A 26,414-nucleotide genomic window follows, 5' to 3' on the forward strand; every position below is an offset into this window, starting at 1 on the left:
ACTACTCGCTGAGCCAGGTGTCGAAGAACTGCAGGCGTGCCGACGCTTCGAACAACAGGTCTTGCACCTTCGGTCCGGCACCGATCGCCTGCGACAACTCGACCGTCGGAATGAACAGGGCGTTGTCGATCACGAGCTGCTGAGCCTCCTCGATGTAGCCGCTACGGGTCGCCGGGTCGGTCGTCGTCAGCTGTACGGTGAGAATGTCGTCAAGTTCCGGGATCGGACCACGCTGGTTGAGGTTCCTGCCCTCGGTACCGAACGCTGTGCGCAGGATGTCGCCATCGGCGCGTGTGCTGTTGTAGTACGTCGTGTCGTAGTCTCCGGTGTTCTGGCGGGCGGTGGTCTCGGGCGTCGACACCAGATCGAGTTGCAGGTCTACACCCACCTCCCGCAGCTGCTGCTGGACGAGTTCGAGAATCGCCTGGTTCCCGGCGAACACCGAGCTGAACAGCACCGAGAAGCTCAACCTCTCCCCGTCCTTGACGCGGATACCGTCTTCGCCCGGCACCCATCCGGCGTCGTCGAGGATCCTCGCCGCCGCATCGGGGTCGTAGGTGACCTCGTCCACCGCGACGTACCCGGGTGTCACCGAGGCGAGTACGCTCGTCGCGGGCACGAAGTCGGGGCCGAGAACCGTGTCGACGAGTTCGGTGCGGTCGATCGCAGGGATCAGTGCACTACGGACGGCGGGATCGGAGAGCACGCCGCGGCTCACGTTGGGCTGGAAACCGAACGGGAGGCCGGGATTCGGCGTGGTGAGAATGCGGCCACCGACACCTTCGATCTGCGGGGCATCCTGGGGAAGGGCATCGGAGACCGCGTCGAGCTGATCGGACGCAAGAGAACCTGTGCGAACACCGGATTCGGGAACGATGGTGAATTCGATCCGGTCGAGGTAGGCCTCACCGTCGTGCGCGAAGACGTCCGATCCCCAGGCATACCCGGCGCGCTTGACGAGCGTTGCCGACCGGTCCTGCTGATAGTCCTCATACGTGAACGGTCCCGTGCCGGACAACTCGCCTGCACACCGTTCCTCAGCGCTCTTCGCGACATCCTCGGCAGAGAGGAACCCGAGTTGATGAGTCGAGGTGGCCTGGAGGAACGGCGCGTTGGGTGCCGAGAAATCGACCCTGGCCGTGCGCTCGTCGAGCACGGTGGTGCCGGTGTAACCGGCGAGGTACCCGGTGGCCTGCGGAGCCTTGACTCCGCCGAGAGTGTTCACGATGGAATCGAAGTTGCCCTGCACCGATTCAGCGGTGAACGGTGTTCCGTCGCTGAAGGTCACCCCCTCCACATGCAAGAAGAACACAGCCACCGGCCCCAAGGCACACCCGTGCCTTGGGGCCGGTGGCTGTATTGCGCCCGCCTACTTGGCAGCGGTGTTGAGTGAGCGCGTGGCTTCGGCCATCACACGAACGGCTTCGTTCCGCGTCATCGTCGAGAAATACTGCTCCGACTGCTGCAACTGCTCCCCCACAAGACACGTCGGCCCTTTGTCGAGATTCTCGAGAGCGCGCGCCACGGTGTCCTCGGGGCTCGTCGCGCCTGGAACCGGCGTGTCGAGGCTCTCGATCTGCCCCATTTCGAGCATCAGCCGTCGCAATGCCGGGGTATCCGTTCGACTGAGCACCAGCGACAACACATCCACACCTTCAGGATTGAATTCGGCCCATAGGCTCTCACCCATCACGAGGTCGAAAGCCTTCGATGCGGAGTAAGCCACCATGTTCGAACAGCCACGCAGACCTGACCCGGACGTCACGAGGATGATGCCACCCCTGCCTCGCTCGACCATGGCCGCTCCGAAGTGATGCGCCAACGCCATCGAGGTGACGCAATTGCGCTGGACCATCGCGAGTGCGGACTCGACGGAACGTGAGAGGAACGGGGCCGGCGAGGAATCAGCTCCAGCGCCGTACAGCACGATTCCGATTTCGAGCCTGGCCGTCCCATCGACGATGTGCGCGACCGCGTCGGATTCGGAGAGGTCGACCGCGAGCACCTCGGTCTTCACTCCGTGGCGCTCGCGGAGGGTCTCGGCGAGAATGTCGAGGTTCGGCTTACGTCGCGAGAGCAGCACGACATTGACTCCGCGTTCGGCGAGGGCGTGCGCGAATGCCTCTCCGACACCTTCCGACGCCCCTACCACCAGTCCCCACGATCCGTAACGCCTCGCGAACTCGCCATCGGTCGAAGCCATCGAGTCTCCTTGCGCCAAATTCGGAAATGTAGTTCTTCTGTACAAGAATTGCATTTCTGAAGGTTTGGCACAACAAGTTCTTTCGAGCGCACAGAGGCGCACAGAAAAGCCCCTCACCTGTTCGAACAGGTGAGGGGCTCTGGCGGAAGCGGAGGGATTTGAACCCCCGGTCGCTCTCACGACGCTCGCTTTCAAGGCGAGTGCATTCGGCCGCTCTGCCACGCTTCCGTGCCAAATCTTAACTGCATCGCCGAACTACTTGTCAGCGAGGGCTTCGTCTACGCGCGCGAAGATTCTGCCGAGGGTGTTCAGCTCGCTCTTGCTCAGCAGATCGATCAGGTTGGTGCGCACATCGTCGACATGGGTGGGAGCAGCGTCCGCGAGGCGACGACGGCCTTCGTCGGTGACGGTGGCGAGCACGCCACGACCGTCCTCGGGGCACGAACTCCGCACGACCATTCCGTCGGTCTCCATGCGCCGGATCTGGTGAGTGAGGCGACTACGGGACGACAGCACACCATCGGCCAGTTCACTCATACGCAGCGAACCCTCGGAGGCTTCGGTCAGCATGACCAGGATTCGGTATTCGGCAAGGGACAACCCATGCTGGTCCTGCAGGTTTCGGTTGAGTACTTCCATCAGCCTGCTGTTGCCGTCCATATACCGCCGCCAGGCGTCCTGTTCCTCCGCAGTCAGCCAGTTCGGTGTGTCATGTTCGCCGGTCACGCGGGAAGTGTAATCACCGACGTGCCCGGGAAGTTACCGCCAGGTATTCCGAGGCGAGCATGTGCGCGAGTCATTGCCATATCCCGAGCCCGTCACGATAACGTCGTCGACATGCACGCAATCGTCGCCACCGAACCCGGTGGGCCCGAAGTTCTCCAGTGGATCGAACAACCGGACCCGCAGCTCGGTCCCGGACAGGTTCTCCTCGATGTTGCCGCCACCGCGGTCAACCGAGCCGACCTGCTGCAGCGTCGAGGCCTGTACCCACCACCGCCCGGAGCCAGCGAGATCCTCGGACTCGAGTGTTCCGGTGTGATCGCCGACCTCGGCGAGGGAGTGTCCGGGTGGAAGATCGGCGACCGGGTCTGCGCGCTGCTCACCGGCGGCGGATACGCGGAGCAGGTCGTGGTTCCCGCCTCTCAACTTCTTCCGGTACCCGAAGACATGGATCTCGCTGCCGCAGCGTCACTGCCCGAGGTCGCGTGCACGGTGTGGTCGAACGTCGTCATAGGCGCCGGTCTGACCCGTGGAGATGTCCTGCTGGTGCACGGTGGTGGCGGCGGCATCGGTACACATGCCATCCAGGTCGGCAAGGCTCTGGGTGCGACGGTGGTGGTCACGGCGTCCGCCGGCAAGCTCGATCGCTGCCGCGAGCTGGGCGCCGACCTGGCGATCGACTACCGCAACCAGGATTTCGTCGTCGAGGTGAAAAAGGCCTACGGCGGCGCGAACGTCGTGCTCGACAACATGGGCGCTGCCTACCTGTCGCGGAACATCGACGTGCTCGCACCCGACGGCACACTGGTGGTGATCGGTATGCAGGGCGGCACCAAGGGCGAGTTGAACCTCGGCAAGCTACTCGCCAAGCGCGGCCACGTCACTGCAACGGGCCTGCGCGGCCGACCCGACACCGGAAAATCGGGTAAGAGTGCCATTGTCTCAGCGGTCCGTGAACATCTCTGGCCGCTGGTCGACGAAGGCAAGGTTCAGCCCGTCGTGCACGCCGAGCTTCCGATCACGGAAGCCGCCAAGGCACACGAGCTGCTCGACTCCCCCGAGACCGTGGGCAAGGTCGTGCTGAAGATCGACAGCAGGTAGGCCGCGCCGACCGAGATCAGAAGTTGCGGAGTTCGCGGACGAGCTGGTCGATCTCGAACGCTGTGGTGTAGGGCGCGAGGCCGATGCTGACGGCGCCGCCCTCGTCGCTCACGCCCAGTGAGTCGAGCAACCGGCTCGTCCCGCGAGTGCTTGCAACGGTCGCGATGCGCCGATCGGCCAGGTGCGTGGCGACCTTGTCGGCAGGCACACCGTCGATCGTGAAGCTGATCGTGGGCACTCGGCTCGACGCACGCCCGAGCACCATGACGCCGCTGAGACTGTCGAGTTGGCGCAGGAGCCGCTCGAAGAGTTTGTCCTGGTAGTGCTGCATCGAGCTGATGGAAATCTCGAGCCGTTCCCGTCGGCTGCCGGTGGCTTCGTCGTCGAGCGAGGCCAGGAAGTCGATCGATGTGGTGACACCGGCGAGCAGCGCGTATTGATGGCCGCCCACTTCGAGCCGTTCCGGCCCGCGCGCGTGCGGGTCGAGCGACATCGCCGGTACCCGGTCGAGGTGCGCAGGGTCGGCGAAGACCAACGCCCCGATCTGAGGTCCGCCCCAGGCGGCCGCGTCGACAGTGACGATGTCGGCGCCGAGGTCGGCCATGTCGAGGTGGGCATACGGTGCGGCACCTGCGGCATCGACGACCATGAGACCGCCCGCATCGTGGATGAGGTCGGACACCGCACGGACGTCGGGTGCCGATCCCACGACCGACGAAGCCGCCGACAACGCGACCAGGCGCGTCGTCGGGGTGATCAGTTCCTCGTACTGCCAGGCCGGCATGTCGCACGTCTCGATCTCGACCTCGGCCCACCGCACCTGCGCGCCGTAACGGCTCGCCACCCGGAGCCACGGCGCCACGTTCGCTTCGTCGTCGAGACGCGAGAGCACCATGCCGGTTCCGAGCCCGAGCCGTGGGCTCAGCGATTCGGCCAGCCATGCGAGCAGCACCGCGCGGCTAGGTCCGAGGACCACGCCGGCCGGGTCGCCGCCCACCACGTCGGCGATCGCGGTGCGCGCCGCATCGAGGATCCCTGCGCTTCGACGGTTCGAGATGTGCCGGCCCGCCGCAGATCCTGCAGCGTTTCGAAACGCCGTCGACACGGTGCGGGACACCGCGTCGGGGATCTGCATACCGGCCTGCGGATCGAGGTGGATCCAACCGTCGCCGAGCGAGGGGATCAACCCCCGAATCCGGGCAACGTCGTAAGCCATGGCAGACACTCTAAATCTTGCAGTCAACCGGTGGTCGCTCGCTCCCGGCAACCACCTACCGATGGGTACGCTCGGGGAGGGAAATCGCGGACATTTCGCTCATCGATCGGGTCGGCGCCGCAACGATCGCCGGGAAAGGCCAGAATTGACTCATGACGCATCCCGAGAATGACGATGTTCTGGTGATCGGTCCGGACGGCCGACCCGTCCGTGTTCCTCGCGGTGGCGAGGCACAGACCGAAGCGCCGCGACCGGAAGAAGCGTCCGAGGACGAGGCGGGCGCCGGAGAGACGCTCTCCGACATGGTCGAGCAGCCCGCGAAGGTCATGCGCATCGGCACGATGATCAAGCAGCTACTCGAAGAGGTGAAGGCCGCTCCCCTCGACGATGCGAGCCGTGCGCGGCTCAAAGAGATCCATCACTCTTCGATCAGGGAGCTCGAGCAGGGCCTCGCTCCCGAACTGCGCGACGAACTCGAGCGGCTCGCGTTGCCGTTCAGCGAAGAATCCGTTCCGTCCGACGCCGAGCTCCGCATCGCTCAGGCCCAGCTCGTCGGCTGGTTGGAGGGGTTGTTCCACGGAATCCAGACCGCGCTGTTCGCCCAGCAGATGGCAGCCCGCGCGCAGCTCGAGCAGATGCGTCAGGGCGCGCTGCCTCCCGGATTGAACCTCCAGAGCGGGCCGGATGACCAGCAGGGGCACGGCCATACAGGTACCGGTCAGTACCTGTAGGCGTCAGGGGCTGGAAGCGGACCGGTAGGCTCGAAACTCGTGTCAGCGTCTGGAGCAGCATCGTGAGCCGAGTCAGCATCGAAACCCGTAACGCATGCGTCGACTTTCCGATCTTCGACGCCAAGACCCGGTCGCTGAAGAAGGCGTTCCTGGGCAAGGCCGGCGGCGCGATCGGCCGCAACGACTCCGACGTCGTCGTCGTCGAAGCGCTTCGCGACATCACGATGTCGCTGAAGGAAGGCGACCGTGTCGGGCTGGTCGGGCACAACGGCGCCGGCAAGTCGACGCTGCTGCGCCTGTTGTCGGGTATCTACGAGCCGACGCGCGGCGCGGCGCGGGTACGGGGGCGGGTCGCACCGGTCTTCGACCTCGGTGTGGGCATGGACCCCGAGATCTCCGGCTACGAGAACATCCTCATCCGCGGCATGTTCCTCGGCATGACCCGAAAGCAGATGCTCGCGAAGGTCGACGAGATCGCCGACTTCACCGAGCTCGGCGACTACCTGTCGATGCCGCTGCGCACCTATTCGACGGGTATGCGGGTACGCATCGCGCTGGGTGTGGTCACGAGCATCGATCCTGAGATCCTGCTGCTCGATGAGGGCATCGGCGCGGTCGACGCCGAGTTCATGAAGAAGGCACGAGTCCGGCTGCAGCAGTTGGTGGCGCGATCCGGCATTCTCGTCTTCGCGAGCCATTCCAACGAGTTCCTCGCGCAGCTGTGCGACCGGGCCATGTGGATCGATCACGGCCAGATCCGCCAGGAGGGCGGCATCGAGGAAGTGGTGCGCGCCTACGAAGGCGACGATGCAGGCGACCACGTGCACACCGTCCTCGAAGAACTCGAGCGTGAACGTACCGCCGATTCCTCGACGGGCGGCAACGGTGTCTGACGAACGCATCATCGGCGTCGTCGTCACCCATCGCCGACGCGAACTCCTGGCCGAATCGCTGCAGGTGCTGGCTGCGCAGACACGACCGCTCGATCATCTCGTCGTGGTGGACAATGCGGACGAAGACGAGGTGCGCCGGCTGGTCGACGCGGTCGAGCTGCCCACGACCTATCTCGGGTCGAAGCACAATCTGGGCGGAGCAGGCGGCTTCGCGCTCGGCATCCTGTACGCGCTGTCGCTGGGCGCCGACTGGGTGTGGCTCGCCGACGACGACGGTCGCCCCGACGGCGACGAGGTCCTCGCGACGTTGCTCGACTGCGCTGAGCGCAACGGCCTGGCCGAGGTGTCGCCGGTGGTGTGCGACATCGCCGAGCCCGGCCGGTTGGCGTTCCCGCTGCGTCGCGGTGTGGTGTGGCGGCGCTGGCGTCACGAACTCGGCGAGGAGGACCTGCTCCCCGGCATCGCCTCGCTGTTCAACGGCGCGCTGTTCACCGCGGACGCGATCGACGCGGTCGGTGTGCCCGACCTGCGACTGTTCGTGCGCGGCGACGAAGTGGAGGTTCACCGGCGGCTGGTGCGCTCGGGGCTCCCCTTCGGAACGTGCCTGCAGACCGCGTATCTCCACCCCGACGGCGCCGACGAGTTCAAGCCGATCCTCGGCGGCCGGATGCATACCCAGTTCCCCGACAACGACGTCAAGCGGTACTTCACGTACCGCAACCGCGGCTACCTGTTATCGCAGCCGGGGCTGCGTCGGCTGCTGCCTCAGGAGTGGGTGCGGTTCGGCTGGTACTTCCTGGTCACGCGCCGCGACCCGTCGGGTCTGCGTGAGTGGGTGCGGCTACGCAAGTTGGGGCGCGAGGAGAAGTTCACCCGGCCCTGAGGCGAAGGCGACCGCGTCAACTCTTCGATGCAACGTAGATCGCGTGGATGATCCACACCGGTAACCACATTCCACACGTGATCAGTGTGAGCACGAAGTGAAGCAGGTGCGGGCATTCTGCACGGGCAGGCATATTGTGGACGGTGACCTGCTGGATCGGTGCGTAGTGCGGCTGCGCGTAGTACGGCGCCTGATACGACGCGCGTTGCTGCTCGGCAATACGCCGCTGGTGCTCTTCGTACGCAAGCCGTTGCTGGTGCGCATGACGCTGTTGCTCCTGGATCTGCCGAGACTGCGCCTCGCGCTCCTGCTGTTCCTTCCACGCACGCAGCCTGTTGAGTTCTTCGAGTTCCCCCGGTTCGAGATCTCGCTGATACTTCGTGGTCGGCTCCCAGCCCTGTACGGGTTCGGTCATCGGTGGTTCCTCCACGCTCCCAGGGCAGAGCGTGCACCGCTCGCGCCAGACATCGGTTGGCTTGGTCGACTGCCGACCCCGGGCAGTTCGATCAACTCGAGATCGGCCGACTCGACCGAGGCGTTACATCGCTACCGTCCGTAATAGCCGAATATGCTCAGGGCTATCCGAATCGCCTTGCCCTCACACCGTGATGGAGTCGGCGGTGAACGCGTCTGCGGTGCGACGATCGGTGCTGCCGTCGAGGACCATCCACTTGCCGTCCCAACCGATGCAGATGCGCGCGGTCGCCCCCGCCGGAGACATCCATTCTCGTGTAGCTGTCAGAGGTTCGGATCTTCAGAAGGCAATCGAGCGACTCGGGAGATTCAGATGGTAGGTCGCGCGAATCCGCAGTGTCCCAGGGATTCACACCAATCCGGCCACGGATGTGTGCAGTCCGCTTTACACTTTTCGCACTAATCCTCGTGGGAGCGATCATGACACCTCGTGACAGTGCACCGTCCACCCTCTGCGATGCCTTCCAAACCACCGCCGCGGCGTATCCCGACAGCGTCGCGCTGCGCACACCGGACGACTCCGTCCGGTACACCTGGCGCCGATACGCCGACCGCGTCGAGAGACTCGCCGCCGGGCTTGCCGGGCTCGGGGTCCGGCACGGCGACACCGTCGGGCTGATGCTCACCAACCGCCCGGAGTTCCACCTCGTCGACACTGCAGCGTTCCACCTGGGCGCGACGCCCTTCTCGATCTACAACTCGCTCACCGCCGAGCAGATCTCGTACGTGCTCGGCAATGCCGGTAATCGTGTGATGATCTGCGAGGAGCAGTTCGTCCCGGTGCTGCAGAAAGCGATCGGCACCACGAAGGTCGAGCACCTGGTGTGTATCGACGCAAAGCCCGAGGGCACGCTGTCGCTCGACGATCTGGAAGCCGCCGCCGATGCAGAGTTCGACTTCGAGGCCGCGTGGAAAGCCGTGCAGCCGTCGGATCTGCTCACCCTCATCTACACGTCCGGCACCACCGGCCCCCCGAAGGGGGTCGAACTCACCCATGCCAACCTTCTCGCCGAACTGAAGGCAACCACGACATTCCTGCCCACCGGCCCCGACGACCGGATCGTGTCCTATCTGCCCGATGCGCACATCGCGAACCGGTGGGGCTCGCACTACTCGAGCATCTACGGCGGCATGCAGATCACGACGCTCGACGATCTCAAACAGGCGATCGCGGTGCTGCCGAGCGTCCGTCCGACGCTGTTCGGCGCCGTGCCGCAGGTCTGGTACAAACTCAAGGCCGCGATCGACAAGACACTCGCCGAGGAATCCAGCCCGGTGAAGAAGAAGCTCGCGATGTGGGCGATCGACGTCGGTCGCACACGCGCGCGGCTGCAATCCGATGGCAAACCCGTCCCCAGAACACTCGAATTGCAGCACGGCCTCGCCGACAAGCTGGTGTTGTCGAAGATCCGTCAGAAGCTCGGACTCGACCAGGTCCGTGCCGCCGTCACCGGCGCCGCCGCGATCTCACCCGAAGTACTCGAATTCGTTCTGGCGCTGGGCATTCCATGCTCCGAGGTATGGGGAATGTCGGAGACGTCGTGCGTGGTGACCATGAACCGCCCCGGCGCGATCCGCATCGGCACCGTCGGCCAGGCGGTCCCCGGAGTGGAGATCACGACCGCCGACGACGGTGAACTCCTGGTCAAAGGCCCTCTGATCATGAAGGGATACCGCAACGATCCGGAGAAAACGGCCGACGCGATCGACACCGACGGGTGGCTGCATACCGGTGACATCGCCGAGATCGACTCCGACGGCTATGTACGACTCATCGACCGCAAGAAGGAACTCATCGTCAACGCCGCGGGAAAGAACATGTCGCCTGCCAACATCGAGGGTGTGCTCCGCGCAGCGTGTCCGATGCTCGGCGGGGCCGTCGTCATCGGCAACGACAGGCCGTTCAACGTCGCGTTGCTCGCACTCGACCCCGATGCACTCACAACATTCGCGCAGGAACACGGATTGCCCGGCCCCCATGAGGAGCTCGCCGAGCATCCCGTCGTCCTCGAGGCGATCGAGAAGGCGGTGCAGGTGGCGAATTCGAAGTTGTCGCGGGTCGAGCAGATCAAGAAGTACACGGTCCTTCCGACCATCTGGGAACCGTCGGGCGACGAACTCACTCCCACGATGAAGCTCAAGCGCAAGCCGATCGACGCAAAGTACGCCGAGCAGATTGCGATGCTCTACGAGAACCTGCCATAGCCGCGCGCCGCAGCGGGCGCGCGGCTGTCGTCGCACCCCCACATCGTGGCGGGCGCGGCTAGTGTCCCTACGGAAACGACGTGGGGAGGCAGTGCACGCTATGGCAAGAATGAACTGGGCGCGGGCGAGCGCGCTCGCGGGTGCTGCGGCGTCCGGGTGCTACACCGTAGGGGACCTGCTGTTGCTCGGCACACGCGCCCGACCGGAGGACCGTCGGCTCCTACGCGAAGAACCGGACCTCGACACCTCGGCCACGGTGTTGCTCGGGTCGTCCACGAAGAGACTTCGAGCGGGAGCCCTGTGGGGAGTGCTCGCGACGCCGCTGCACGTCGCCTCCGCCTGGCAGCTCTACGACGCTGTGCGTCCGGCCGGCAACGCCCGCGCGGTGCGCATCGCCGGTACCTACGCCGGCGCAGCATCGATCGCCTCGTTCATCCACGGCACGTTCTATCCGTGGGGCGCGACGCTCCATGCCGCAGACGACGCGGACCCCGCGTCAACGCAACGCGCGAAGCTCCTCGACCAGGCCGAAGAGATCTCCCAGGCCATCCGCACTGCCTACCTCGCGTTCGGAGTCGCGGTCGCGGCGGTGTCCGTCGAGACCGCCGTACTCACATATCAGGGCCGCACTCGATATCCGCGCTGGTCGTCGGCACTCGTCACCCCCTTGGTTCCCGTCGCGGCGGTGGTTGCGGGATCGAATCTGCTGCCGACGAAGCAGAAGGAACGGTGGGAAGGAGCGGGGATCAGCCTCGGGATGCTCGCGGCAAATGCGGTCGCAGGAGCCGCGCGGCGCTCCTGAGTTTCTCGCGGCAGTTTCTCTCGGTGCACCGGTCGAGAGCGACCGGTGCGGTACGGTGATCAGCGGTGTGCCGGGAAGTCTGGTCGGCGAGTGTTTTCTGCTGTCGAACCGGAGGTCTGATGATTCCGTCGTGCCATCGCAACGATTCCTTCTCCGTATCCGGAGGCGTGTGATGCCCGGAATCTTTTCTTCGCTTCCCTTGCTGTCACGCGGTTCCTGGGAAGAATCACGCCGCGTCTCGGACATCCTCCGCAAGGAGACGGTCGGCGGCGCCCTGCTCCTGCTCGCTGCGCTCGCGGCGCTGATCTGGGCGAATTCGCCGTGGTCGGACTCGTATCACGCGCTGCGCGACACCACGTTCGGCCCGGAGTCGTTGCATCTGCACCTGTCGCTGGGCACCTGGGCGGCCGACGGGTTGCTGGCGATCTTCTTCTTCATCGTCGGTGTCGAACTCAAACGTGAATTCGTCGAGGGCGATCTACGTGATCTCCGACGTGCGGCGATGCCCATCGTCGCCGCGGTCGGTGGGATGACGGCCCCGGCATTGATCTTCGTCGCGATCAACCTGCAGGGTGGCGCCGCGGCCTTGAACGGGTGGGCGGTACCGACCGCCACCGACATCGCCTTCGCGGTCGCAGTTCTCGCGGTGATCGGGTCGCATCTGCCGACGGCGCTGCGAACGTTCCTGCTCACTCTCGCGGTGGTCGACGACCTGCTCGCGGTGACGGTGATCGCCGTGTTCTACACCGATGATCTGAACCTGCTGTACCTGGGTGCGGCCCTGATTCCGCTGGCCGCGTTCGGTTTCGCCATGCAGCGCGGCGTGACGGCATGGTGGGTTCTGGTGCCCTTGGGCATCATCACCTGGTGGCTCGTCCACCAGTCCGGTGTGCACGCCACCATCGCCGGTGTGCTGCTCGGCTTCCTCGTCCCCGTGTCGCGGCACGTCAAGGGCAAGAAGATCGCCGTCGCCGAACGCGTAGAACATCGGATCCGACCCTTGTCCGCCGGTATCGCGGTGCCGATCTTCGCGTTCTTCGCCGCCGGCGTCACAGTGGGAGGTCTCTCGGGTCTCACCTCCACGCTCACCGATCCGGTCTCCGTGGGTGTGACCGCCGGGCTCGTCGTAGGCAAGGTCGTCGGGATCTTCGGCACCACCTTCGTGATGGCGAAATTCACGCGAGCCCGACTCGACGACGACCTGCGCTGGATCGACGTGTTCGGTGTGTCGCTGCTCGGAGGTATCGGATTCACTGTCTCCCTGCTGATCGGCGACCTTGCGTTCGGCGCCGGATCACTCGAGGCAGACCACGCCAAGGTCGCGGTGCTGTTCGGGTCGGTGCTCAGTGCCGTTCTGGCGTCGATCGTCCTCACCATCCGCAACCGTGCGTACCGCGTCGTCGCCGAACGCGACCGGGTCGACGACGACGGCGACGGCATCCCCGACGTCTACCAGGGACGGTGAGCCCTATGGCCCGCTCCGACCTCGCCCCTTCACACTTCAGGAGGACACCGTGAACTGGACTGCGCTGTGGGTTTTCATCGGCGTGTGGGTGCTCACCGGGCTCGCCACCGGATTGTGGATGGCCCGCAAGGGGCACGATCCGCGCTGGACGATCATCGCGGTGATCCTCGGGCCCCTGTTCGTACCCATCGCGTTCGAACGTATCGAACGGAATCCTCGGTCGATCGCGTCGGAACCGGTCGCGATGTGGGGTACCGCTAGCGAGGAATCCGGTGGCCTGCGAGTGATGGTGGGGTTCGACGGCTCGAAGCACGCGGAGCAAGCGCTGCGCACCGCGCGGAAACTGTTCGCGCCGGGTGGAGGGGTGCTCGAGCTCGTCGCGGTGGTGTCGTACGACGACGGAGCCGACATCGACTCGGAGGTACTCGCCAGGGCGAAGGAACGCCTGGAGGCCGCTGCGTCCGGCACCGAGGATGTACCGGTCGGCTACGCCGTCATCGCCGGCCCCGCGGGGCAGAGTCTGCGCTGGTTCGCGACCGAACAGCATGCCGACGTGCTGGTGATCGGCAAACGCGGTCGCGGTCTGTCCAAACAGATGATGGGCAGCGTCGCGGCGTATCTCACCGAGCACTGTCCCGTGCCGGTCCTCGTCGTCGATCCCACACAGAATGCACCTACCGGCCAGAATCCGGCTGCCCCGGTGGCCCTGCGCGTTCCCGCCGAGGACGTCGACGGGTCGGCTCAGTAAACCTCTTCCCGATCAGGTCGACCTTCACCCGATTCCGTCAGCGAGGGTCGGACGGATCCGCGCGAAGCAACTCCATCACCGCCCGCCATGCCGCCTCCGCCCCCTCCCCGGCCTGACGGAACGTGTTGTCGAGGAGACACATCTGAGCGTCGGTCAGTTCGGCTTCGAGCGCACGTCCGTCGTCGGTGATCGTGAGCCGACGGACCCGCCGGTCGGTCGCGTCGGGTGCGATGACGATCAGCCCCTGCGACTCGAGGTCTTTGATCGGCCGGTGCAGCGCCTGCTTGGTGATACCGAGGATGTCGAGGAGTGCGCCGATCGACAGCCCGTCGTCGCGGCGGACGAAATGCAGAATGCGGTGGTGCGTCCTGCCGAGTCCACGTTCCGCAAGTAGCCGATCGGGTAGCGCGGTGAAGGCGCGGTATCCGAAGAAGAAGTCTTCGATCGCCTCCCTCAGCTCCCTCTCACGATTTGGGTCAAACATATTGACCTTATTCTCACTCACGCCTTAGAGTACGTCAACAACATTGACCTATCAGACGGGTTGTCCATGTTCTCCCAACGCATCGCCTCACTTCGACCGTCACCGATCCGCGAGATCCTCTCCGTCATAGACCGGCCGGGCATGGTGTCGTTCGCAGGTGGCCTTCCCGCGTCGGAGACGCTCCCACACCTCACCCACTCCATCGCCCCCACTTCCCTGCAATACGGGCCGAGCGAAGGCGACCCCGAGCTGCGCACCCTCGTGTCCGAGCAACTACGCGCGCTCGGCCTCGACGCGCCGACGGAGCGCGTCATGATTCTGTCCGGCAGCCAACAGGGCATCGACCTCGTCGCGAAGTTGTTCGTCGACCCCGGGACTCCAGTCGCCGTCGAATCCCCCACCTACCTTGCGGCACTCCAGGTGTTCCGTCTGTACGGCGCCGCGTTCACCGACCTGAACTGGGCCGGCAGCCCGGGCGCCCCGCTCGCCTACGTCGTGCCCACCTTCGCCAACCCCACCGGACGGTGCGCGACCGACGGCGAACGCAACAGCCTTGCCCACGCCTGCCTCGACAGCGACACGACACTCTTCGAAGACGACCCGTACCGTGAACTCGCATACGAACCGTGCGACCGAGCGCCTGTCACCGCACGCATGGGCGGTGGGTCCTGGGTGTACCAGGGCTCGTTCTCCAAGACCTTCGCGCCCGGACTGCGCCTCGGGTTCCTCACGGCGTCCGAGGATCTCTTCCCGCAATTGGTGATGCTCAAGCAGGCTGTCGACCTGCACAGTTCCACCCTGTCCCAGCAACTCGTGCGCAACGCCCTCACCGACCCGGGCTGGGCGAGTCGCCTCGACCAACTCGCCTCGTTCTACCGGACGCGTCGCGACAGTTTCGATGACGCCTTGCGTCGCCACCTCGGCGGACTCGCCGAGTGGGAGGCGCCCGCCGGCGGGCTGTTCTTCTGGCTCCGTCTCACGCGGCCGGTCGATACCCGAACGCTTCTCGCCACCGCAATCGATCGTGGTGTCGCGTTCATGCCGGGCGAGGAGTTCTTCCCCGACCGACCGCAGCTCGGCACCATGCGCCTGAACTTCAGCCACGCCGACGCGGACGCCACCGAACACGGACTCCGGACACTCGCGCAGCTCCTGAAGGACCACCGTGCATAATGCGTTGAACCGTTCAGGGGGAACGGTCGAACATCCGGGGGGATCATGACGGATATCAGCACGCCCGACACCGAGAAGTACGAGGGCCTGAGCAACACGTGGCGGTTCCGGTTCGAGTTCTTCGACAGGAACGGAACACCGGGCGCGATCAAGACTTCACCCGCCTACACCGCCGCATTCCGGGACTTGTCGTTCGGGAAGCGCATGAAGCTGAACTTCAACTGGCTCGGAGCAGTCTTCGGTGTCTTCTACCTGCTGTATCTGCGCTTGTGGCGGAAAGCCCTGGTGTTGGTGGGACTCGGCATCGCCATCGGAATCGTCAGCGTGATCCTGGACCTGCCGCCCAGCATCGACCGAATCGTGACCTTCGGATTCGCCTTCTTCATCGCGAGCCGCGTCAACACCTACAACTACGAGCGCCGGGTGCTGGGACGTCACACCTGGCGGCTGTGAACCATCGCTACGACCACACCGGAACCGGGCCGATTTCGACGCGGGTAGGCTCGGGACCCGTGTCTGATGCCCTCACTGTCGATGACGAGCCGATCGAATCGTCCTCCCGTACGTTCAAGCGTGCATTCGAGGATCTCCGCGATGGTTTCTCGCATCGGGAGCTGTGGTTCCACCTCGGGTGGCAGGACATCAAGCAACGCTACCGTCGCTCGGTGCTCGGCCCGTTCTGGATCACCATCGCGACCGGTGTCTCGGCGATTGCGATGGGAATCCTCTACGGAACGCTGTTCAACCTCGACGTCCCGACGTTCCTGCCGTACGTGGCGCTCGGGTTCATCATCTGGAACCTGATCAGCGGTTCGATCCTCGAGGGCGCGGACGTGTTCATGTCCAACGAGGGCCTGATCAAACAGCTCCCGACACCTCTGAGCGTCCATGTGTATCGCCTGGTCTGGCGCCAGATGATCTTGTTCGCACACAACATCGTCATCTACGTCGGCATCCTCATCGTGTTTCCACAGCCACTGCACTGGACCGCGATCGCGGCAATCCCGGCCCTGGCGTTGATCGCGATCAACGCGGTGTGGGTGTCACTGGTCTTCGGCATCCTCTCCACCCGCTACCGCGACATCTCGCCGCTGCTCGGCAGCATCGTGCAGCTGCTGTTCTTCATGACGCCGATCATCTGGACCGAACAGACACTCGTCGGCACGGGCAACGAGGGCCGCGCCAAGATCGCCGAGATCAACCCGCTCTACCACTTTCTCGACATCGTCCGGACCCCGCTGCTCGGTGGCGATCAGCAGCTCTACCACTGGGTCATCGTGCTGGTGATCACCGTGCTCGGCTGGGGACTCGCACTGCTCGCGATGCGCAACTACCGCGCGCGCGTCGCCTACTGGGTCTGAACCGGTTTCAACCGGATCAGCTGTAACCGGTGGACCGGTTCGCGGTCGGTGATCTCGAAACCGGCTTCGGCCAGTTCGCGGAACGTGTCCGTGGCGGTGAATCGGTACGGCTCGAATCCCCACCACACGTTGTTGGGATGCCACAGCTTCCAGGCGGTCTCGCGGTCGCGGTCGGCGATCACCCACAGCACCGCGCACCGGGTGGAGGCGCGTCGGGCCAGTTCGGACGGCGACACATCGGTGGACCACAGCTGAGTTCGCTCGACCGCGCTGACACCGAGCCCGACGTCGTCGAGGCCCGTCACTGCATCCGGTCGCGCATCCATCAACGCCCGCGGGGAGGTCGGCGCCCACGACACGGTCGGTTCGAACGCGACGCAGTCCCCCACCTCCGACTCCTCGACGAGCCGGTCGGCGACCGCGCTGTAGTCCATGCCACCCGCCTTCCCGAACGGCTGACGCTGGGCAACGTACGCCTGTGACACAGCCACAACCAGCGCGACGAAGACAACGAGCATCGTCCACCACCGGGTCGCGAGCCGGGCCAGTGCCCAGCCCACCAGAAGCACCATCGCCGGCACCGTGAACGACAGATACCGGTCGAGATACAGATTGCGCGACGCCAGCGAATACACGAGCAGCACGGTCATCGGCACGGCGAACCCGGGGACCGCCACCCACAGCAGCATCCGTTCACCCGGCGTCACGCCCGTCCGCACCGCGACGACCCCACCCGCAACGACGATCACCGCGCACAGCACCGCCGCCCACGGCGCTTGCGGAAACCACTGGTCGACGAGGATCGTGCGCGTCACCGTGCCGTCGAGCGGCGGGATCCACGACACCTGCCGCACCTGGGACGCCGCGAGCACCACGAACGGCCCCGACAGCGCGAGCCCCACCACCGCGGTCACGCCGAACCGCATCCCGTCGCGCTTCATCACGAGAACCGTCACCGCGTGCGCGAAGATCACGGTCGCGGTGTACACGAAGATCACCGTCGACGCCGTCACCAGCAGCGCATACGGCACCCACCAGCGCGCCTTGCCCGTCGTCAGCGCCGTCACCAGCAGCAGGGTCAGCACCGCGACGCCGGCGATCGCGAATGCGTACGAGCGTGCCTCGGTCGCCGCCCACGTGACCCGCGGAGTGATCGCGAACAGCACCCCCGCCGCGACAGCGACGCGTCGGCCGGCGAGCTTCTGCCCGGTCGCGGTGACGGCGGCCGCGCCGACGCCCAGTGCCACCGCACCCGGGATCCGGGCGGTGAACTCACTGATGCCGACGAGCGAGAACCACCAGTGCAGGAGCAGGTTGTGCAACCCGTGCACGGCGTCACGCAGAGCGTGCAGGTCGAAGAGTGCCCCGACAGAGCGATTCGCCGCGGAGATCGTGGCAGCCTCGTCCCACCAGAACGACGGCACCCACGAGAACGCTGCACCGATGAACATGGCCGCTCCCCCGATCAACAGCGGGAGCGGCCATGCCCTCATGTACTACTCGTCGATACCGTAGAGACGAGCCCAGTTCTCGCGGCTGGTCAGCTTGGGCATGGCGTCGTGCCACACCTTCTTCATCTGCGGGGCTTCCTTACGGAGTCGCCAGCACACCTTCGCGGCGTGCTTCGCGAGTTCGACGGCGGTGTCCTTGTCGCGGCGACGCACCCGCACCGCATTCTGCGACGCGTCGGTGACGACGGCGTTCTCGAACAACGACACGTGCCACCAGTTCGCGAAGTGCGCAGGAACTGTGACCTGCCGGCCGTCGACCTTGCCCCGGAACTGCTGCACCGCCCGCTTGAGGAGAACGAGACCCTCGCGCTTCTTGTCGGGTTCGAAGTCCCACACCTTCATCTGGGTGTGCGGATCCGATTCCTTACCCACCTGCGACGCGGGCAGCGGCTTCGTCTCGGGGTAGCGATCGCGCAACTCGCGCAGCTCCCGGAGTGCGGACTGACCGCCGTCGTACAGGAAATCGGGTCCGGCGAGGAAATCCTCGGCGGCCTTGATGAAGGTCGCCGCCAGGCCGTACTGCATCGACACGATCAGTTCGCTGATCTTGCGGAACAGGTACTTCGAGATGTCATTGCCATCGAACCGCCCGTACAGCGCGGAGACGACGAGACCGTTGCGGATGCTGAAGTACCGCGCCCAGTCGTCGTAGTCCTTGAGGTGGAAATCGGCGTGCCACACACCCGCGTTGGGAAGCGTGACCGTCGGATGCCCGGCGAAGCGGGCACGAATCCCGTATTCGATGTCGTCCCACTGGAAGAACAGCGGGATCGGCAGACCACACTCGGCGATGATCTCGGCGGGCAGCAGGCACGTCCACCAGCCGTTCCAGCCTGCGTCGAAGCGGGGTTCCTGCTTCTTCTTGACGAGGTCGATGCCCATCTTCGCGCCGGGGGTGAGCTCGCCGGCGGTGATCTCGTCGAGGACCTCACGCTCGGCACCGACATGCAGGATCTGGGGGTTGCTCAGCGACAGCATCTGGGCGCCGACGATCGTGGGCTGCACCGTCATGTTCGCGAATGCGTTGAGTCGCAGCACGGATTCCGGCTCGCACAGGATGTCGTCGTCCATGACGATCACGTTGGCGTGCGCCGAGTTCGGCGAGCCGGTGATCTCGTACATGCCGCGGGAGAACCCGCCTGCGCCACCGAGGTTCGGCTGCGTGAGGTAGATCAGCTTCTTACCGAGCTTCTCCTCGACCTCCGCGAACGCGGGACGCGAACGCACCTGGTCGGTGCCCTGGTCGACGATGCACACCGCATCGATGTCGGACATCGCATCGTCGTCGGAGGCGAGGGTCCCGACAGTGATCGTGCAGTCGTCGGCGCGGTTGAACGTGCAGATGACCACGGCGGCCGGTCGCAGGTGCTCGGGAGCAGCGACGGTCCACCGGGCGTCGGAGATGAGCAGCGAGCCGTTGCCGGACTCCACGGAGAACCACATCGCGCCACCGTCGACGAACCGCTCGATGGGAAGTTCGAGATCGAGATCGCCCGATCCCGATACCTTCGAGGAGGTGACGATGCGCTCGCGACCACGGGCGTCGGACGCCCACACCGTGAAGGTCGCGCTGCCCGAAGAAGCGTAGGTGAGCTGCAGGTTCACCGTCTTCACGTCGGTCCACCGCTGCCAGTAGGTCGCGGCGAACCGACCGAAATAGGTGTTGGTGTGGGCGGTCGCGGCCTCGGCGAGCTGCAGCCCGTGCCGGTCGGCGGCGGCGTCGCCCTTGGTGATCACGTACATCTTCTCGGGCACGCGCGACGACAGCGACCCGAACAGTCCGCGCTGAACGATCAGCCGATCGCGACGTACCGGCTCGATGAGGGCGTCCTCCAGCGCGTCGACGTTGCTTTCATCAGTTGTCGTGTCGCCGGCAGGTGCCTGCTCCATCGAGTAACTCCCCGATCTCGTCGATCCTGTTGGTCCGGATGCGACATTATCAGCGGGAACACCCCCGCCTGCCGATCCCGTGAGAGTTGCGACCGATTGGTGAGGATCACGGAAAATGCGCCTTTTGCCCATTACAGGACTTCATGCTCAGGCATCGAGGGTACGTTCCGTTCGGCGGTAGGCGGCCTCGGTGGCGTTCTTGTGCGGCCGCCACCACGCCTCGTTCGCGCGGTACCACTCGATGGTCGCGTGCATGCCGGATCGGAAATCCCGGTAGACCGGTTCCCAGCCGAGCTCGGTCTTCAGCCGGGTCGCGTCGATCGCGTAGCGCAGGTCGTGACCCGGGCGGTCGGTGACGAAATCGAACGCAGTTTCGTCCTGACCACACAGCTCGAGAACGGTCTCGATGACCGTACGATTGTCCGTTTCACCATCGGCACCTATGAGATAGGTCTCACCGATCTCACCCTTGTCGATGATCGTCCACACCGCACGGTTGTGGTCGTCGACGTGGATCCAATCGCGCACATTGGTGCCGGTGCCGTACAGCTTGGGCCGCACCCCGGTGAGCACGTTCGTGATCTGCCGCGGGATGAACTTCTCCACGTGCTGGTACGGGCCGTAGTTGTTCGAGCAGTTCGACAATGTCGCGTGCACTCCGAACGAACGCACCCAGGCGCGGACGAGCAGGTCGGAGCCGGCCTTCGTCGACGAGTACGGGCTCGACGGGTTGTACGCCGTGGCCTCGGTGAACTTCGCCGGGTCGTCGAGCGCGAGGTCGCCGTACACCTCGTCGGTGGAGATGTGGTGATACCGCACGTCGTGCTTACGGACCGCTTCGAGCAGCGCGAAGGTGCCCACGAGGTTGGTCTGCACGAACGGCGACGGGTCGGCCAGGGAGTTGTCGTTGTGGGATTCGGCAGCGAAATGCACCACCAGATCACTGTCGGCGACGAGCCGGTCGACGAGGCCGGTGTCGGCGACATCGCCGTGAACGAAGGTGATCGCGTCTTTCACCGGCGCGAGGGACTCGAGGTTGCCCGCATAGGTGAGCTTGTCGAGGACGGTGACCTCGACGGCGGGACGTTCGGCCACTGTCTGGTGGACGAAGTTCGCGCCGATGAATCCGGCACCGCCGGTGACGAGCAGCTTCATTGCGCCAACCCTACCCATGGGACACTGACCTGCATGCGCGGAATCATCCTTGCCGGCGGGACCGGTTCGCGGCTGCACCCCATCACGCTGGGGATCAGCAAGCAGCTCACTCCCGTCTACGACAAGCCGATGATCTACTACCCGCTCTCGACATTGATGCTCGCCGGACTCCGCGACATCCTCCTGATCACCACCCCGCACGACGCCGGTCAGTTCCGGCATCTACTCGGCGACGGGTCGCAGTTCGGCATCGACATCACCTACGCAGTCCAGGAGCAGCCCGACGGGCTGGCACAGGCATTCGTTCTGGGCGCCGATCACATCGGCGACGAATCCGTCGCTCTGGTGTTGGGCGACAACATTTTCTACGGTCCCCGACTCGGCACACAACTCACTCGGTTCGCCGCCGTCGACGGCGGAGCCGTATTCGCCTATCGAGTCTCCGATCCGTCGGCATACGGTGTGATCGAGTTCGATTCCGACGGTCGCGCGTTGTCCCTGGAGGAGAAACCTTCAGACCCGAAGTCGCGCTATGCGGTGCCTGGGCTGTATTTCTACGACAACGACGTCGTCGACATCGCGCGGTCGCTGAAGCCCTCTGCGCGTGGCGAATATGAGATCACCGACGTCAATCGCACCTATCTGGAGGCCGGCAAGCTTCAGGTCGAGGTGCTGCCCCGAGGTACCGCATGGCTCGATACCGGCACGTTCGATTCCCTGCTCGATGCGTCGAACTTCGTGCGCACGATAGAACAGCGTCAGGGTTTGAAGATCGGTGTGCCCGAGGAGGTTGCGTGGCGACGCGGGTTCATCACCGACGACGAATTGGCGTCCTTGGCGCATCCGTTGGTGAAATCGGGTTACGGCACCTATCTGCTGGACCTGGTCGCACGGGGAAAGGACTCCTGAGGACATGCAGTACCGGGAACTGAAGATCACCGGCGCGTGGGAGATCACGCCGAAACAATTCGGGGACGACCGCGGAGTGTTCCTCGAATGGTTCAAGCAGGCCACCTTCACGGATTCGACGGGTCGGGAACTCGATCTGGCCCAGGCCAATTGCTCGGTGTCTGCTGCGGGTGTGCTGCGCGGAATCCACTACGCGGATGTGCCGCCGGGGCAGGCGAAGTACGTGACGTGTGCGTCGGGGTCGGTGCTGGACGTCGTCGTCGATCTGCGGGTGGGATCGCCGACGTTCGGGCAGTGGGATTCGGTGCTGCTCGATACTGTCGATCGTCGTGCGATCTTCCTCTCGGAGGGGTTGGGGCACGGGTTCTTGGCGTTGGAGGACCATTCGACGGTGATGTACCTGTGCTCGACGGGCTACGACCCCGAACGTGAGCACGAGGTGCACCCGCTGGATCCGGAGATCGGGATCGAGTGGCCGACTGTCGGGCGCGACGGAAGCCGGCTCGAGTACGAGTTGTCGGCCAAGGACCGGGCAGCACCGACGCTCGCCGAAGCGCGCGACGCAGAGCTCCTCCCACATCTGTAACACCTTGGTGGGATTGTGCCCGCGGTGCGGGCACAATCCCACCAAGACTATGTACTGCAGGAACCGTTCAGTGCGCCACTGCGTCGAACGAGGTGTGAGCCGCAAAGCAATCCACTCAATCATGTCTCGTCAGGACGGCGTCGTCACTCGCGTTCAGGCCCTCGAATGCGGCATGAGCTCGTCTGCCGTAGCCCGACACGTCCAGTCCGGCGAGTGGTGCACGCTCGCTCCGGGCGTCTACATGCGCGCCGATAGGGAAGAAACTCCCTCGGTTCTGCTACGCGCAGCGGTGTACGGAGCCGGGTTCGACGCAGTCGCCTGGGGGCCGAGCGCTGCGTGGTGGCACGGCCTCCTCGACAAACCACCGACGCAGCACTACGTGACCGTCCCTCACCACCGGACGCGTCCTCGTCGTCACAGCATCTGCATCCGCCGCCGTGATCTGCCGTGGAAAGACACCATGGTGGTGCGAAACCTCCCTGTCACTGCCCTGGAATTGACCGTCCTCGAGGCCTCCGTCGAAATGCCCAACGGGTCCGTGCTCATGGACCGCGCACTACAACGGCATACGTCACTCCCCCGACTCGAGCGCGCCCATCGCAGAAACTCGCAGCGTCACGGTGCACGTGCGGCGGCGCGACTGCTGTGCTCTGCCGGCGACGGCGGGCACTCGGAGGCCGAACGGATCCTCCACCGCCTCCTGCGGGCTGCCGGCCTGACCGGGTGGCGCGCACACGTCCGGAGTTGCGGCTACGAGCTCGACGTGGCATTCGAGGCGGAACGTGTCGCTATCGAAATCGACGGCTGGGCCTGGCACCGCGACTCCAATCGCTTCCGGATGGACGCCGAGCGCCAGAACGCTCTCGTCAACGCCGGCTGGCACGTCTTACGCTTTACATGGCACGCACTGAACGACGATCCAGAGGGTGTGCTCAGACAGATCGGACACGCTCTGAGCCGCCGCGCTTGAGGTCTTGGTGGGTTTTTGCCCACTGAGCGGGCAAAAACCCACCAAAGTTCAGCGAATCCGGAAGATCACGACCCGCTGCACCACGAAGTTGATGACCGTCGCAACGCCCTGGGCGACCACGAAGGCGAACGGGGTCACCCACCAGTCGTCGCCCAGCGACTCGTTGAGCACCCGGTTGATCCCGACCTGGGCGGCGAACGTCACCGCGTACAAGATCACGACCGCGGCGAACCGCACTCGGCTCGGCGGCGCCTTGAAGGTCCAGCGCCGATTGATGAGGTAAGCGGTTGTGGTGCCCGCGATGAAGGACAGCGCCTTCGCAAGATCGCGGGTGACGCCGAGAGCCATGAGCAGCACATACAGGCCGTAGTCGACGATTGCCGACAGCCCGCCGGTGAGCACGAACCGCACCAGCTGTGTCTTGAGATCGAGCGCTTCGTCGGCGGTCGAGTCGGTCAGCGGCAGTTCCGGAGCGAGCGGAGCATGGTGTTCCGGCAGCGGCTGAACGTGGTCGTGGGGTTCGGGCACGGAGTCGAGGGTAGCGCCCGTCCCGGCACAACCCGCACCGCCACAACATGGAGATTCTCACCAAAATGCTACGAGTGACCTACGGCATCTTGCCGGGTAGTGAGCAGACGCGGGTAGCCTCTACTCCGATGTCTACGACAGCGAAAGAGCAGGCGAGCGAGCCTCTCCCCACCCAGACACGCACCCTGACCGGATGGGGGCGCACCGCGCCGACCACCGCCGAGGTGCTCTCCACACCCGACGTCGAGCTCATCGCGAAGGCCGTCGCGCAGGTCGCAGAGCAGAACGAGTCGAAGCCGGCACATCTGCGTCGCGGTGTCATCGCGCGCGGCCTCGGCCGCTCATACGGCGACCCCGCACAGAACGCAGGTGGGCTCGTCGTCGACATGACGGCGCTGAACAAGATCCACAGCATCGACCGCGCCACCTGTCGCGTCGTGGTGGACGGCGGCGTCGACCTCGATCAGCTGATGCGCGCCGCGCTGCCGCTGGGTCTGTGGGTCCCCGTCCTGCCCGGCACACGCCAGGTCACGATCGGCGGTGCCATCGGCTCCGACATCCACGGCAAGAACCACCACAGCGCCGGCAGCTTCGGAAACCACGTGCGTTCGATCGACCTGCTCACCGCGGACGGTCAGGTCCGCACGTGCACGCCCACCGGACGCAACTCCAAGCTGTTCTGGGCGACCGTCGGCGGTATGGGTCTGACCGGCATCATCCTGCGCGCGACCATCGAGATGACGCCCACCGAGACGGCGTACTTCATCGCCGACGGCGATGTCACCAGTGGCCTCGACGAAACCATCGCGTTCCACAGCGACGGCACCGAGAGCAACTACACGTACTCGTCGGCGTGGTTCGATGCGATCTCCGCCCCGCCGAAACTGGGCCGCGCCGCAATCTCCCGCGGCTCACTCGCAACCCTCGACCAGTTGCCCACCAAGCTTCAGAAGGACCCGCTGAAGTTCGATGCACCACAGTTGCTGACGGTGCCGAACATGCTCCCCAACGGGCTCGCGAACAAGTACACCTTCGGGACGATGACCGAGTTGTGGTATCGCAAGTCGGCAACGTACCGGGGGAAGACTCAGAATCTGACGCAGTTCTACCACCCGCTGGACATGCTCGGCGAATGGAACCGCGCCTACGGTTCCAACGGCTTCCTGCAGTACCAGTTCGTCGTGCCGCCAGAGGCCGTCGAGGAATTCAAGAAGATCATCATCGACATCCAGAAGTCGGGGCACTACTCGTTCCTCAACGTCTTCAAACTGTTCGGTGAAGGCAACAAGGCACCCTTGAGTTTCCCGATTCCCGGCTGGAACATCTGCGTCGACTTCGCGATCAAGCCCGGGCTCAACGAGTTCGTGCGCGAACTCGACAAGCGCGTCCTCGAGTTCGGCGGTCGTCTCTACACGGCGAAGGATTCGCGGACCGACGCGGAAACCTTCCATTCGATGTATCCGCGGATCGACGAGTGGCTCAAGGTACGCCGCACGGTCGACCCCACCAACGTCTTCGCCTCCGATATGTCCAGAAGGTTGGAACTGCACTGATGATCAACGCCGTGGGTAACCCCCAGACCCTGCTGCTTCTCGGTGGCACCTCCGAGATCGGCCTGACGATCGTCGAGGAGTACCTGCGCAAGGCGCCCGCCCGCGTGATCCTCGCGACGCTGCCCGGCGACCCGCTGCGCGACGCGTCGGTCGCCCAGATGAACGCCGCGGGTGCGACGAAAGTCGACGTCATCGACTTCGACGCACTCGACACCGCAAGTCATCCCAAGGTCATCGACGAAGCCTGGCAGGGTGGCGACGTAGACGTTGCCATCGTCGCCTTCGGCCTCGACGGCGACTCCGAAGAGCTGTGGCAGAACCAGGTCAAGGCAGTTCGGGTCGCGAATGTGAACTACACGGCGTCGGTGTCCGTCGGTGTGCTCATCGGCGAGAAGATGAAGGCGCAGGGCTTCGGCCGGATCATCGCGATGTCCTCCGTCGCGGGTGAGCGGGTCAAGCGCGCCAACTTCATGTACGGCTCGTCGAAGGCCGGCCTCGACGGCTTCTACCTGGGCCTCGGCGAGGCACTGCGCCCGTTCGGTCCGCGCGTGACCGTGGTCCGGCCCGGCCAGGTTCGCACCAAGTTCAGCGCGCACGTCGACGAAGCGCCGCTGACCGTGAACAAGGAGGATGTCGCCGCGCTCGCGGTGGCCGCGTCCGACAAGGGCAAGGAAATCGTGTGGGCACCGGGCCCGTTCCGGTTCGTGATGATCGTGCTTCGGCACATTCCGCGCGCTATCTTCCGCAAGCTGCCGATCTGACGGCACCGGCTTCCCCGCCGGAGCCCACAGCTTCACTAGGCTCGGGTCCCGTGACAGTCGCCGCGAGTTCCACCGTCATCCCCGTCGCC

26 protein-coding genes, 1 tRNA gene and 1 pseudogene are annotated in these 26,414 nt (G+C 65.1%); 16 read left to right on the top strand and 12 right to left on the bottom strand.

The window, feature by feature from the left end:
- Window position 1 precedes the first annotated feature (1 nt).
- The 4 genes and pseudogenes from EV641_RS14545 to EV641_RS14560 all read right to left on the bottom strand — a co-directional run.
- Window positions 2-1,300 (bottom strand): annotated as a pseudogene (locus EV641_RS14545) (ABC transporter substrate-binding protein); the annotation flags it as partial.
- Between the two features lie 69 nt (window positions 1,301-1,369).
- Entirely contained in the window at window positions 1,370-2,203 is an 834-nt protein-coding gene (locus EV641_RS14550) for an SDR family NAD(P)-dependent oxidoreductase (RefSeq protein ID WP_132472561.1), read from the bottom strand.
- A 140-nt stretch (window positions 2,204-2,343) separates the two neighbouring features.
- Window positions 2,344-2,431, bottom strand: a tRNA-Ser gene (locus tag EV641_RS14555).
- Window positions 2,432-2,458: 27 nt separating this feature from the next.
- Window positions 2,459-2,929, bottom strand: a complete 471-nt coding sequence (locus tag EV641_RS14560; protein WP_054719461.1) for a MarR family transcriptional regulator — start codon at window positions 2,927-2,929, stop codon at window positions 2,459-2,461.
- Between the two features lie 111 nt (window positions 2,930-3,040).
- Here EV641_RS14560 and EV641_RS14565 point away from each other — a divergent pair, with 111 nt between their 5' ends.
- A complete protein-coding gene (locus tag EV641_RS14565) occupies window positions 3,041-4,027 on the top strand; it encodes an NAD(P)H-quinone oxidoreductase (protein WP_132472563.1) in 987 nt (328 codons plus the stop codon).
- Between the two features lie 16 nt (window positions 4,028-4,043).
- Here EV641_RS14565 and EV641_RS14570 read toward each other — a convergent pair whose 3' ends face one another.
- On the bottom strand, window positions 4,044-5,243 hold the full coding sequence (locus tag EV641_RS14570) for a cysteine desulfurase-like protein (protein WP_132472565.1): 1,200 nt from the start codon (window positions 5,241-5,243) through the stop codon (window positions 4,044-4,046).
- 152 nt (window positions 5,244-5,395) lie between these two features.
- On the opposite strand from EV641_RS14570, the gene EV641_RS14575 reads away from it, so the two are divergent.
- The 3 genes from EV641_RS14575 to EV641_RS14585 are packed head-to-tail and all read left to right on the top strand — an operon-like array spanning window position 5,396 to window position 7,750.
- Complete coding sequence (locus EV641_RS14575) at window positions 5,396-5,974, top strand: bacterial proteasome activator family protein (RefSeq protein ID WP_054720460.1); 579 nt, start codon at window positions 5,396-5,398, stop codon at window positions 5,972-5,974.
- 59 nt (window positions 5,975-6,033) lie between these two features.
- On the top strand, window positions 6,034-6,867 hold the full coding sequence (locus tag EV641_RS14580; protein ID WP_132472567.1) for an ABC transporter ATP-binding protein: 834 nt from the start codon (window positions 6,034-6,036) through the stop codon (window positions 6,865-6,867).
- Complete coding sequence (locus EV641_RS14585; protein ID WP_132472569.1) at window positions 6,860-7,750, top strand: glycosyltransferase family 2 protein; 891 nt, start codon at window positions 6,860-6,862, stop codon at window positions 7,748-7,750. Before EV641_RS14580 ends, EV641_RS14585 begins: the two co-directional genes overlap by 8 nt.
- Window positions 7,751-7,766: 16 nt before the next feature.
- Here EV641_RS14585 and EV641_RS14590 read toward each other — a convergent pair whose 3' ends face one another.
- Window positions 7,767-8,165: a hypothetical protein gene (locus EV641_RS14590; RefSeq protein WP_132472571.1), complete on the bottom strand. Its 399-nt coding sequence runs from the start codon at window positions 8,163-8,165 to the stop codon at window positions 7,767-7,769.
- A gap of 183 nt (window positions 8,166-8,348) precedes the next feature.
- Window positions 8,349-8,471, bottom strand: coding sequence for a hypothetical protein (locus EV641_RS30165; protein ID WP_277874504.1), 123 nt, complete (start codon window positions 8,469-8,471; stop codon window positions 8,349-8,351).
- 173 nt (window positions 8,472-8,644) lie between these two features.
- Between EV641_RS30165 and EV641_RS14595 the strand changes: the two genes are divergently transcribed.
- The 4 genes from EV641_RS14595 to EV641_RS14610 all read left to right on the top strand — a co-directional run bounded on the left by EV641_RS14595 (window position 8,645) and on the right by EV641_RS14610 (window position 13,444).
- Complete coding sequence (locus EV641_RS14595) at window positions 8,645-10,429, top strand: long-chain fatty acid--CoA ligase (RefSeq protein WP_132472573.1); 1,785 nt, start codon at window positions 8,645-8,647, stop codon at window positions 10,427-10,429.
- 100 nt (window positions 10,430-10,529) lie between these two features.
- On the top strand, window positions 10,530-11,231 hold the full coding sequence (locus EV641_RS14600; RefSeq protein ID WP_132472575.1) for a DUF6796 family protein: 702 nt from the start codon (window positions 10,530-10,532) through the stop codon (window positions 11,229-11,231).
- A gap of 172 nt (window positions 11,232-11,403) precedes the next feature.
- Window positions 11,404-12,696: a Na+/H+ antiporter NhaA gene (gene nhaA, locus EV641_RS14605; protein ID WP_132472577.1), complete on the top strand. Its 1,293-nt coding sequence runs from the start codon at window positions 11,404-11,406 to the stop codon at window positions 12,694-12,696.
- Between the two features lie 49 nt (window positions 12,697-12,745).
- Complete coding sequence (locus tag EV641_RS14610; RefSeq protein ID WP_132472579.1) at window positions 12,746-13,444, top strand: universal stress protein; 699 nt, start codon at window positions 12,746-12,748, stop codon at window positions 13,442-13,444.
- Between the two features lie 37 nt (window positions 13,445-13,481).
- Here the strand turns inward: EV641_RS14610 and EV641_RS14615 are convergent, their stop codons facing one another.
- The gene (locus tag EV641_RS14615; protein WP_054716008.1) at window positions 13,482-13,928 is read right to left on the bottom strand and encodes a helix-turn-helix domain-containing protein; all 447 of its coding nucleotides are present in this window, start codon (window positions 13,926-13,928) and stop codon (window positions 13,482-13,484) included.
- 66 nt (window positions 13,929-13,994) lie between these two features.
- Here EV641_RS14615 and EV641_RS14620 point away from each other — a divergent pair, with 66 nt between their 5' ends.
- Genes EV641_RS14620 through EV641_RS14630 form a run of 3 tightly spaced genes read left to right on the top strand, consistent with a single transcriptional unit; the run spans window position 13,995 to window position 16,462 of the window.
- A complete protein-coding gene (locus EV641_RS14620) occupies window positions 13,995-15,101 on the top strand; it encodes a PLP-dependent aminotransferase family protein (protein WP_132472581.1) in 1,107 nt (368 codons plus the stop codon).
- A 45-nt stretch (window positions 15,102-15,146) separates the two neighbouring features.
- A complete protein-coding gene (locus EV641_RS14625; protein ID WP_132472583.1) occupies window positions 15,147-15,554 on the top strand; it encodes a DUF2628 domain-containing protein in 408 nt (135 codons plus the stop codon).
- Between the two features lie 59 nt (window positions 15,555-15,613).
- Window positions 15,614-16,462 carry an ABC transporter permease gene (locus EV641_RS14630; protein WP_132472584.1) on the top strand — a complete coding sequence of 283 codons (849 nt, stop codon included), beginning with the start codon at window positions 15,614-15,616 and terminating at the stop codon, window positions 16,460-16,462.
- Here the strand turns inward: EV641_RS14630 and EV641_RS14635 are convergent.
- From EV641_RS14635 to rfbB, 3 genes are all read right to left on the bottom strand, one after another.
- The gene (locus EV641_RS14635; RefSeq protein ID WP_132472586.1) at window positions 16,450-17,955 is read right to left on the bottom strand and encodes a glycosyltransferase family 39 protein; all 1,506 of its coding nucleotides are present in this window, start codon (window positions 17,953-17,955) and stop codon (window positions 16,450-16,452) included. The two genes, EV641_RS14630 and EV641_RS14635, sit on opposite strands and share 13 nt — an antisense overlap.
- Window positions 17,956-17,958: 3 nt before the next feature.
- Window positions 17,959-19,863 (bottom strand): glycosyltransferase, encoded by a 1,905-nt coding sequence (locus EV641_RS14640; protein ID WP_132472588.1) that lies wholly within the window; start codon window positions 19,861-19,863, stop codon window positions 17,959-17,961.
- 147 nt (window positions 19,864-20,010) lie between these two features.
- Complete coding sequence (gene rfbB, locus EV641_RS14645) at window positions 20,011-21,018, bottom strand: dTDP-glucose 4,6-dehydratase (RefSeq protein WP_132472590.1); 1,008 nt, start codon at window positions 21,016-21,018, stop codon at window positions 20,011-20,013.
- A gap of 33 nt (window positions 21,019-21,051) precedes the next feature.
- Here rfbB and rfbA point away from each other — a divergent pair, with 33 nt between their 5' ends.
- The 3 genes from rfbA (at window position 21,052) to EV641_RS14660 (ending at window position 23,483) form a co-directional block, all read left to right on the top strand.
- Window positions 21,052-21,927: a glucose-1-phosphate thymidylyltransferase RfbA gene (rfbA, locus tag EV641_RS14650; RefSeq protein ID WP_132472592.1), complete on the top strand. Its 876-nt coding sequence runs from the start codon at window positions 21,052-21,054 to the stop codon at window positions 21,925-21,927.
- A 4-nt stretch (window positions 21,928-21,931) separates the two neighbouring features.
- A complete protein-coding gene (rfbC, locus tag EV641_RS14655; protein WP_054713462.1) occupies window positions 21,932-22,513 on the top strand; it encodes a dTDP-4-dehydrorhamnose 3,5-epimerase in 582 nt (193 codons plus the stop codon).
- A 121-nt stretch (window positions 22,514-22,634) separates the two neighbouring features.
- Window positions 22,635-23,483 (top strand): DUF559 domain-containing protein, encoded by an 849-nt coding sequence (locus EV641_RS14660; protein WP_241997233.1) that lies wholly within the window; start codon window positions 22,635-22,637, stop codon window positions 23,481-23,483.
- 48 nt (window positions 23,484-23,531) lie between these two features.
- On the opposite strand, the gene EV641_RS14665 is transcribed toward EV641_RS14660, so the two are convergent.
- Window positions 23,532-24,011 carry a GtrA family protein gene (locus EV641_RS14665; RefSeq protein WP_241997234.1) on the bottom strand — a complete coding sequence of 160 codons (480 nt, stop codon included), beginning with the start codon at window positions 24,009-24,011 and terminating at the stop codon, window positions 23,532-23,534.
- Between the two features lie 128 nt (window positions 24,012-24,139).
- On the opposite strand from EV641_RS14665, the gene EV641_RS14670 reads away from it, so the two are divergent.
- A complete protein-coding gene (locus EV641_RS14670) occupies window positions 24,140-25,564 on the top strand; it encodes an FAD-binding oxidoreductase (protein WP_132472596.1) in 1,425 nt (474 codons plus the stop codon).
- Window positions 25,564-26,325, top strand: a complete 762-nt coding sequence (locus EV641_RS14675) for a decaprenylphospho-beta-D-erythro-pentofuranosid-2-ulose 2-reductase (protein WP_054713459.1) — start codon at window positions 25,564-25,566, stop codon at window positions 26,323-26,325. Before EV641_RS14670 ends, EV641_RS14675 begins: the two co-directional genes overlap by 1 nt.
- Window positions 26,326-26,414: the final 89 nt, after the last annotated feature.

Origin of the sequence: Rhodococcus sp. SMB37 (assembly GCF_004345605.1) — a bacterium.
Taxonomy (GTDB): domain Bacteria; phylum Actinomycetota; class Actinomycetes; order Mycobacteriales; family Mycobacteriaceae; genus Rhodococcus.

What these genes read in the sequence shown, in the direction of transcription:
- EV641_RS14575 (WP_054720460.1), top strand. Translation starts at nt 5,396, where the DNA reads ATGACGCATCCCGAGAATGACGATGTTCTGGTGATCGGTCCGGACGGC.
- EV641_RS14660 (WP_241997233.1), top strand. Translation starts at nt 22,635, where the DNA reads ATGTCTCGTCAGGACGGCGTCGTCACTCGCGTTCAGGCCCTCGAATGC.
- EV641_RS14620 (WP_132472581.1), top strand. Translation starts at nt 13,995, where the DNA reads ATGTTCTCCCAACGCATCGCCTCACTTCGACCGTCACCGATCCGCGAG.
- EV641_RS14590 (WP_132472571.1), bottom strand. Translation starts at nt 8,165, where the DNA reads ATGACCGAACCCGTACAGGGCTGGGAGCCGACCACGAAGTATCAGCGA.
- EV641_RS14640 (WP_132472588.1), bottom strand. Translation starts at nt 19,863, where the DNA reads ATGGAGCAGGCACCTGCCGGCGACACGACAACTGATGAAAGCAACGTC.
- EV641_RS30165 (WP_277874504.1), bottom strand. Translation starts at nt 8,471, where the DNA reads ATGTCTCCGGCGGGGGCGACCGCGCGCATCTGCATCGGTTGGGACGGC.
- rfbB (WP_132472590.1), bottom strand. Translation starts at nt 21,018, where the DNA reads ATGAAGCTGCTCGTCACCGGCGGTGCCGGATTCATCGGCGCGAACTTC.
- EV641_RS14675 (WP_054713459.1), top strand. Translation starts at nt 25,564, where the DNA reads ATGATCAACGCCGTGGGTAACCCCCAGACCCTGCTGCTTCTCGGTGGC.
- EV641_RS14625 (WP_132472583.1), top strand. Translation starts at nt 15,147, where the DNA reads ATGACGGATATCAGCACGCCCGACACCGAGAAGTACGAGGGCCTGAGC.
- EV641_RS14670 (WP_132472596.1), top strand. Translation starts at nt 24,140, where the DNA reads ATGTCTACGACAGCGAAAGAGCAGGCGAGCGAGCCTCTCCCCACCCAG.
- EV641_RS14595 (WP_132472573.1), top strand. Translation starts at nt 8,645, where the DNA reads ATGACACCTCGTGACAGTGCACCGTCCACCCTCTGCGATGCCTTCCAA.
- EV641_RS14565 (WP_132472563.1), top strand. Translation starts at nt 3,041, where the DNA reads ATGCACGCAATCGTCGCCACCGAACCCGGTGGGCCCGAAGTTCTCCAG.
- EV641_RS14600 (WP_132472575.1), top strand. Translation starts at nt 10,530, where the DNA reads ATGGCAAGAATGAACTGGGCGCGGGCGAGCGCGCTCGCGGGTGCTGCG.
- rfbC (WP_054713462.1), top strand. Translation starts at nt 21,932, where the DNA reads ATGCAGTACCGGGAACTGAAGATCACCGGCGCGTGGGAGATCACGCCG.
- rfbA (WP_132472592.1), top strand. Translation starts at nt 21,052, where the DNA reads ATGCGCGGAATCATCCTTGCCGGCGGGACCGGTTCGCGGCTGCACCCC.
- EV641_RS14615 (WP_054716008.1), bottom strand. Translation starts at nt 13,928, where the DNA reads ATGTTTGACCCAAATCGTGAGAGGGAGCTGAGGGAGGCGATCGAAGAC.
- EV641_RS14550 (WP_132472561.1), bottom strand. Translation starts at nt 2,203, where the DNA reads ATGGCTTCGACCGATGGCGAGTTCGCGAGGCGTTACGGATCGTGGGGA.
- EV641_RS14570 (WP_132472565.1), bottom strand. Translation starts at nt 5,243, where the DNA reads ATGGCTTACGACGTTGCCCGGATTCGGGGGTTGATCCCCTCGCTCGGC.
- EV641_RS14635 (WP_132472586.1), bottom strand. Translation starts at nt 17,955, where the DNA reads ATGAGGGCATGGCCGCTCCCGCTGTTGATCGGGGGAGCGGCCATGTTC.
- nhaA (WP_132472577.1), top strand. Translation starts at nt 11,404, where the DNA reads ATGCCCGGAATCTTTTCTTCGCTTCCCTTGCTGTCACGCGGTTCCTGG.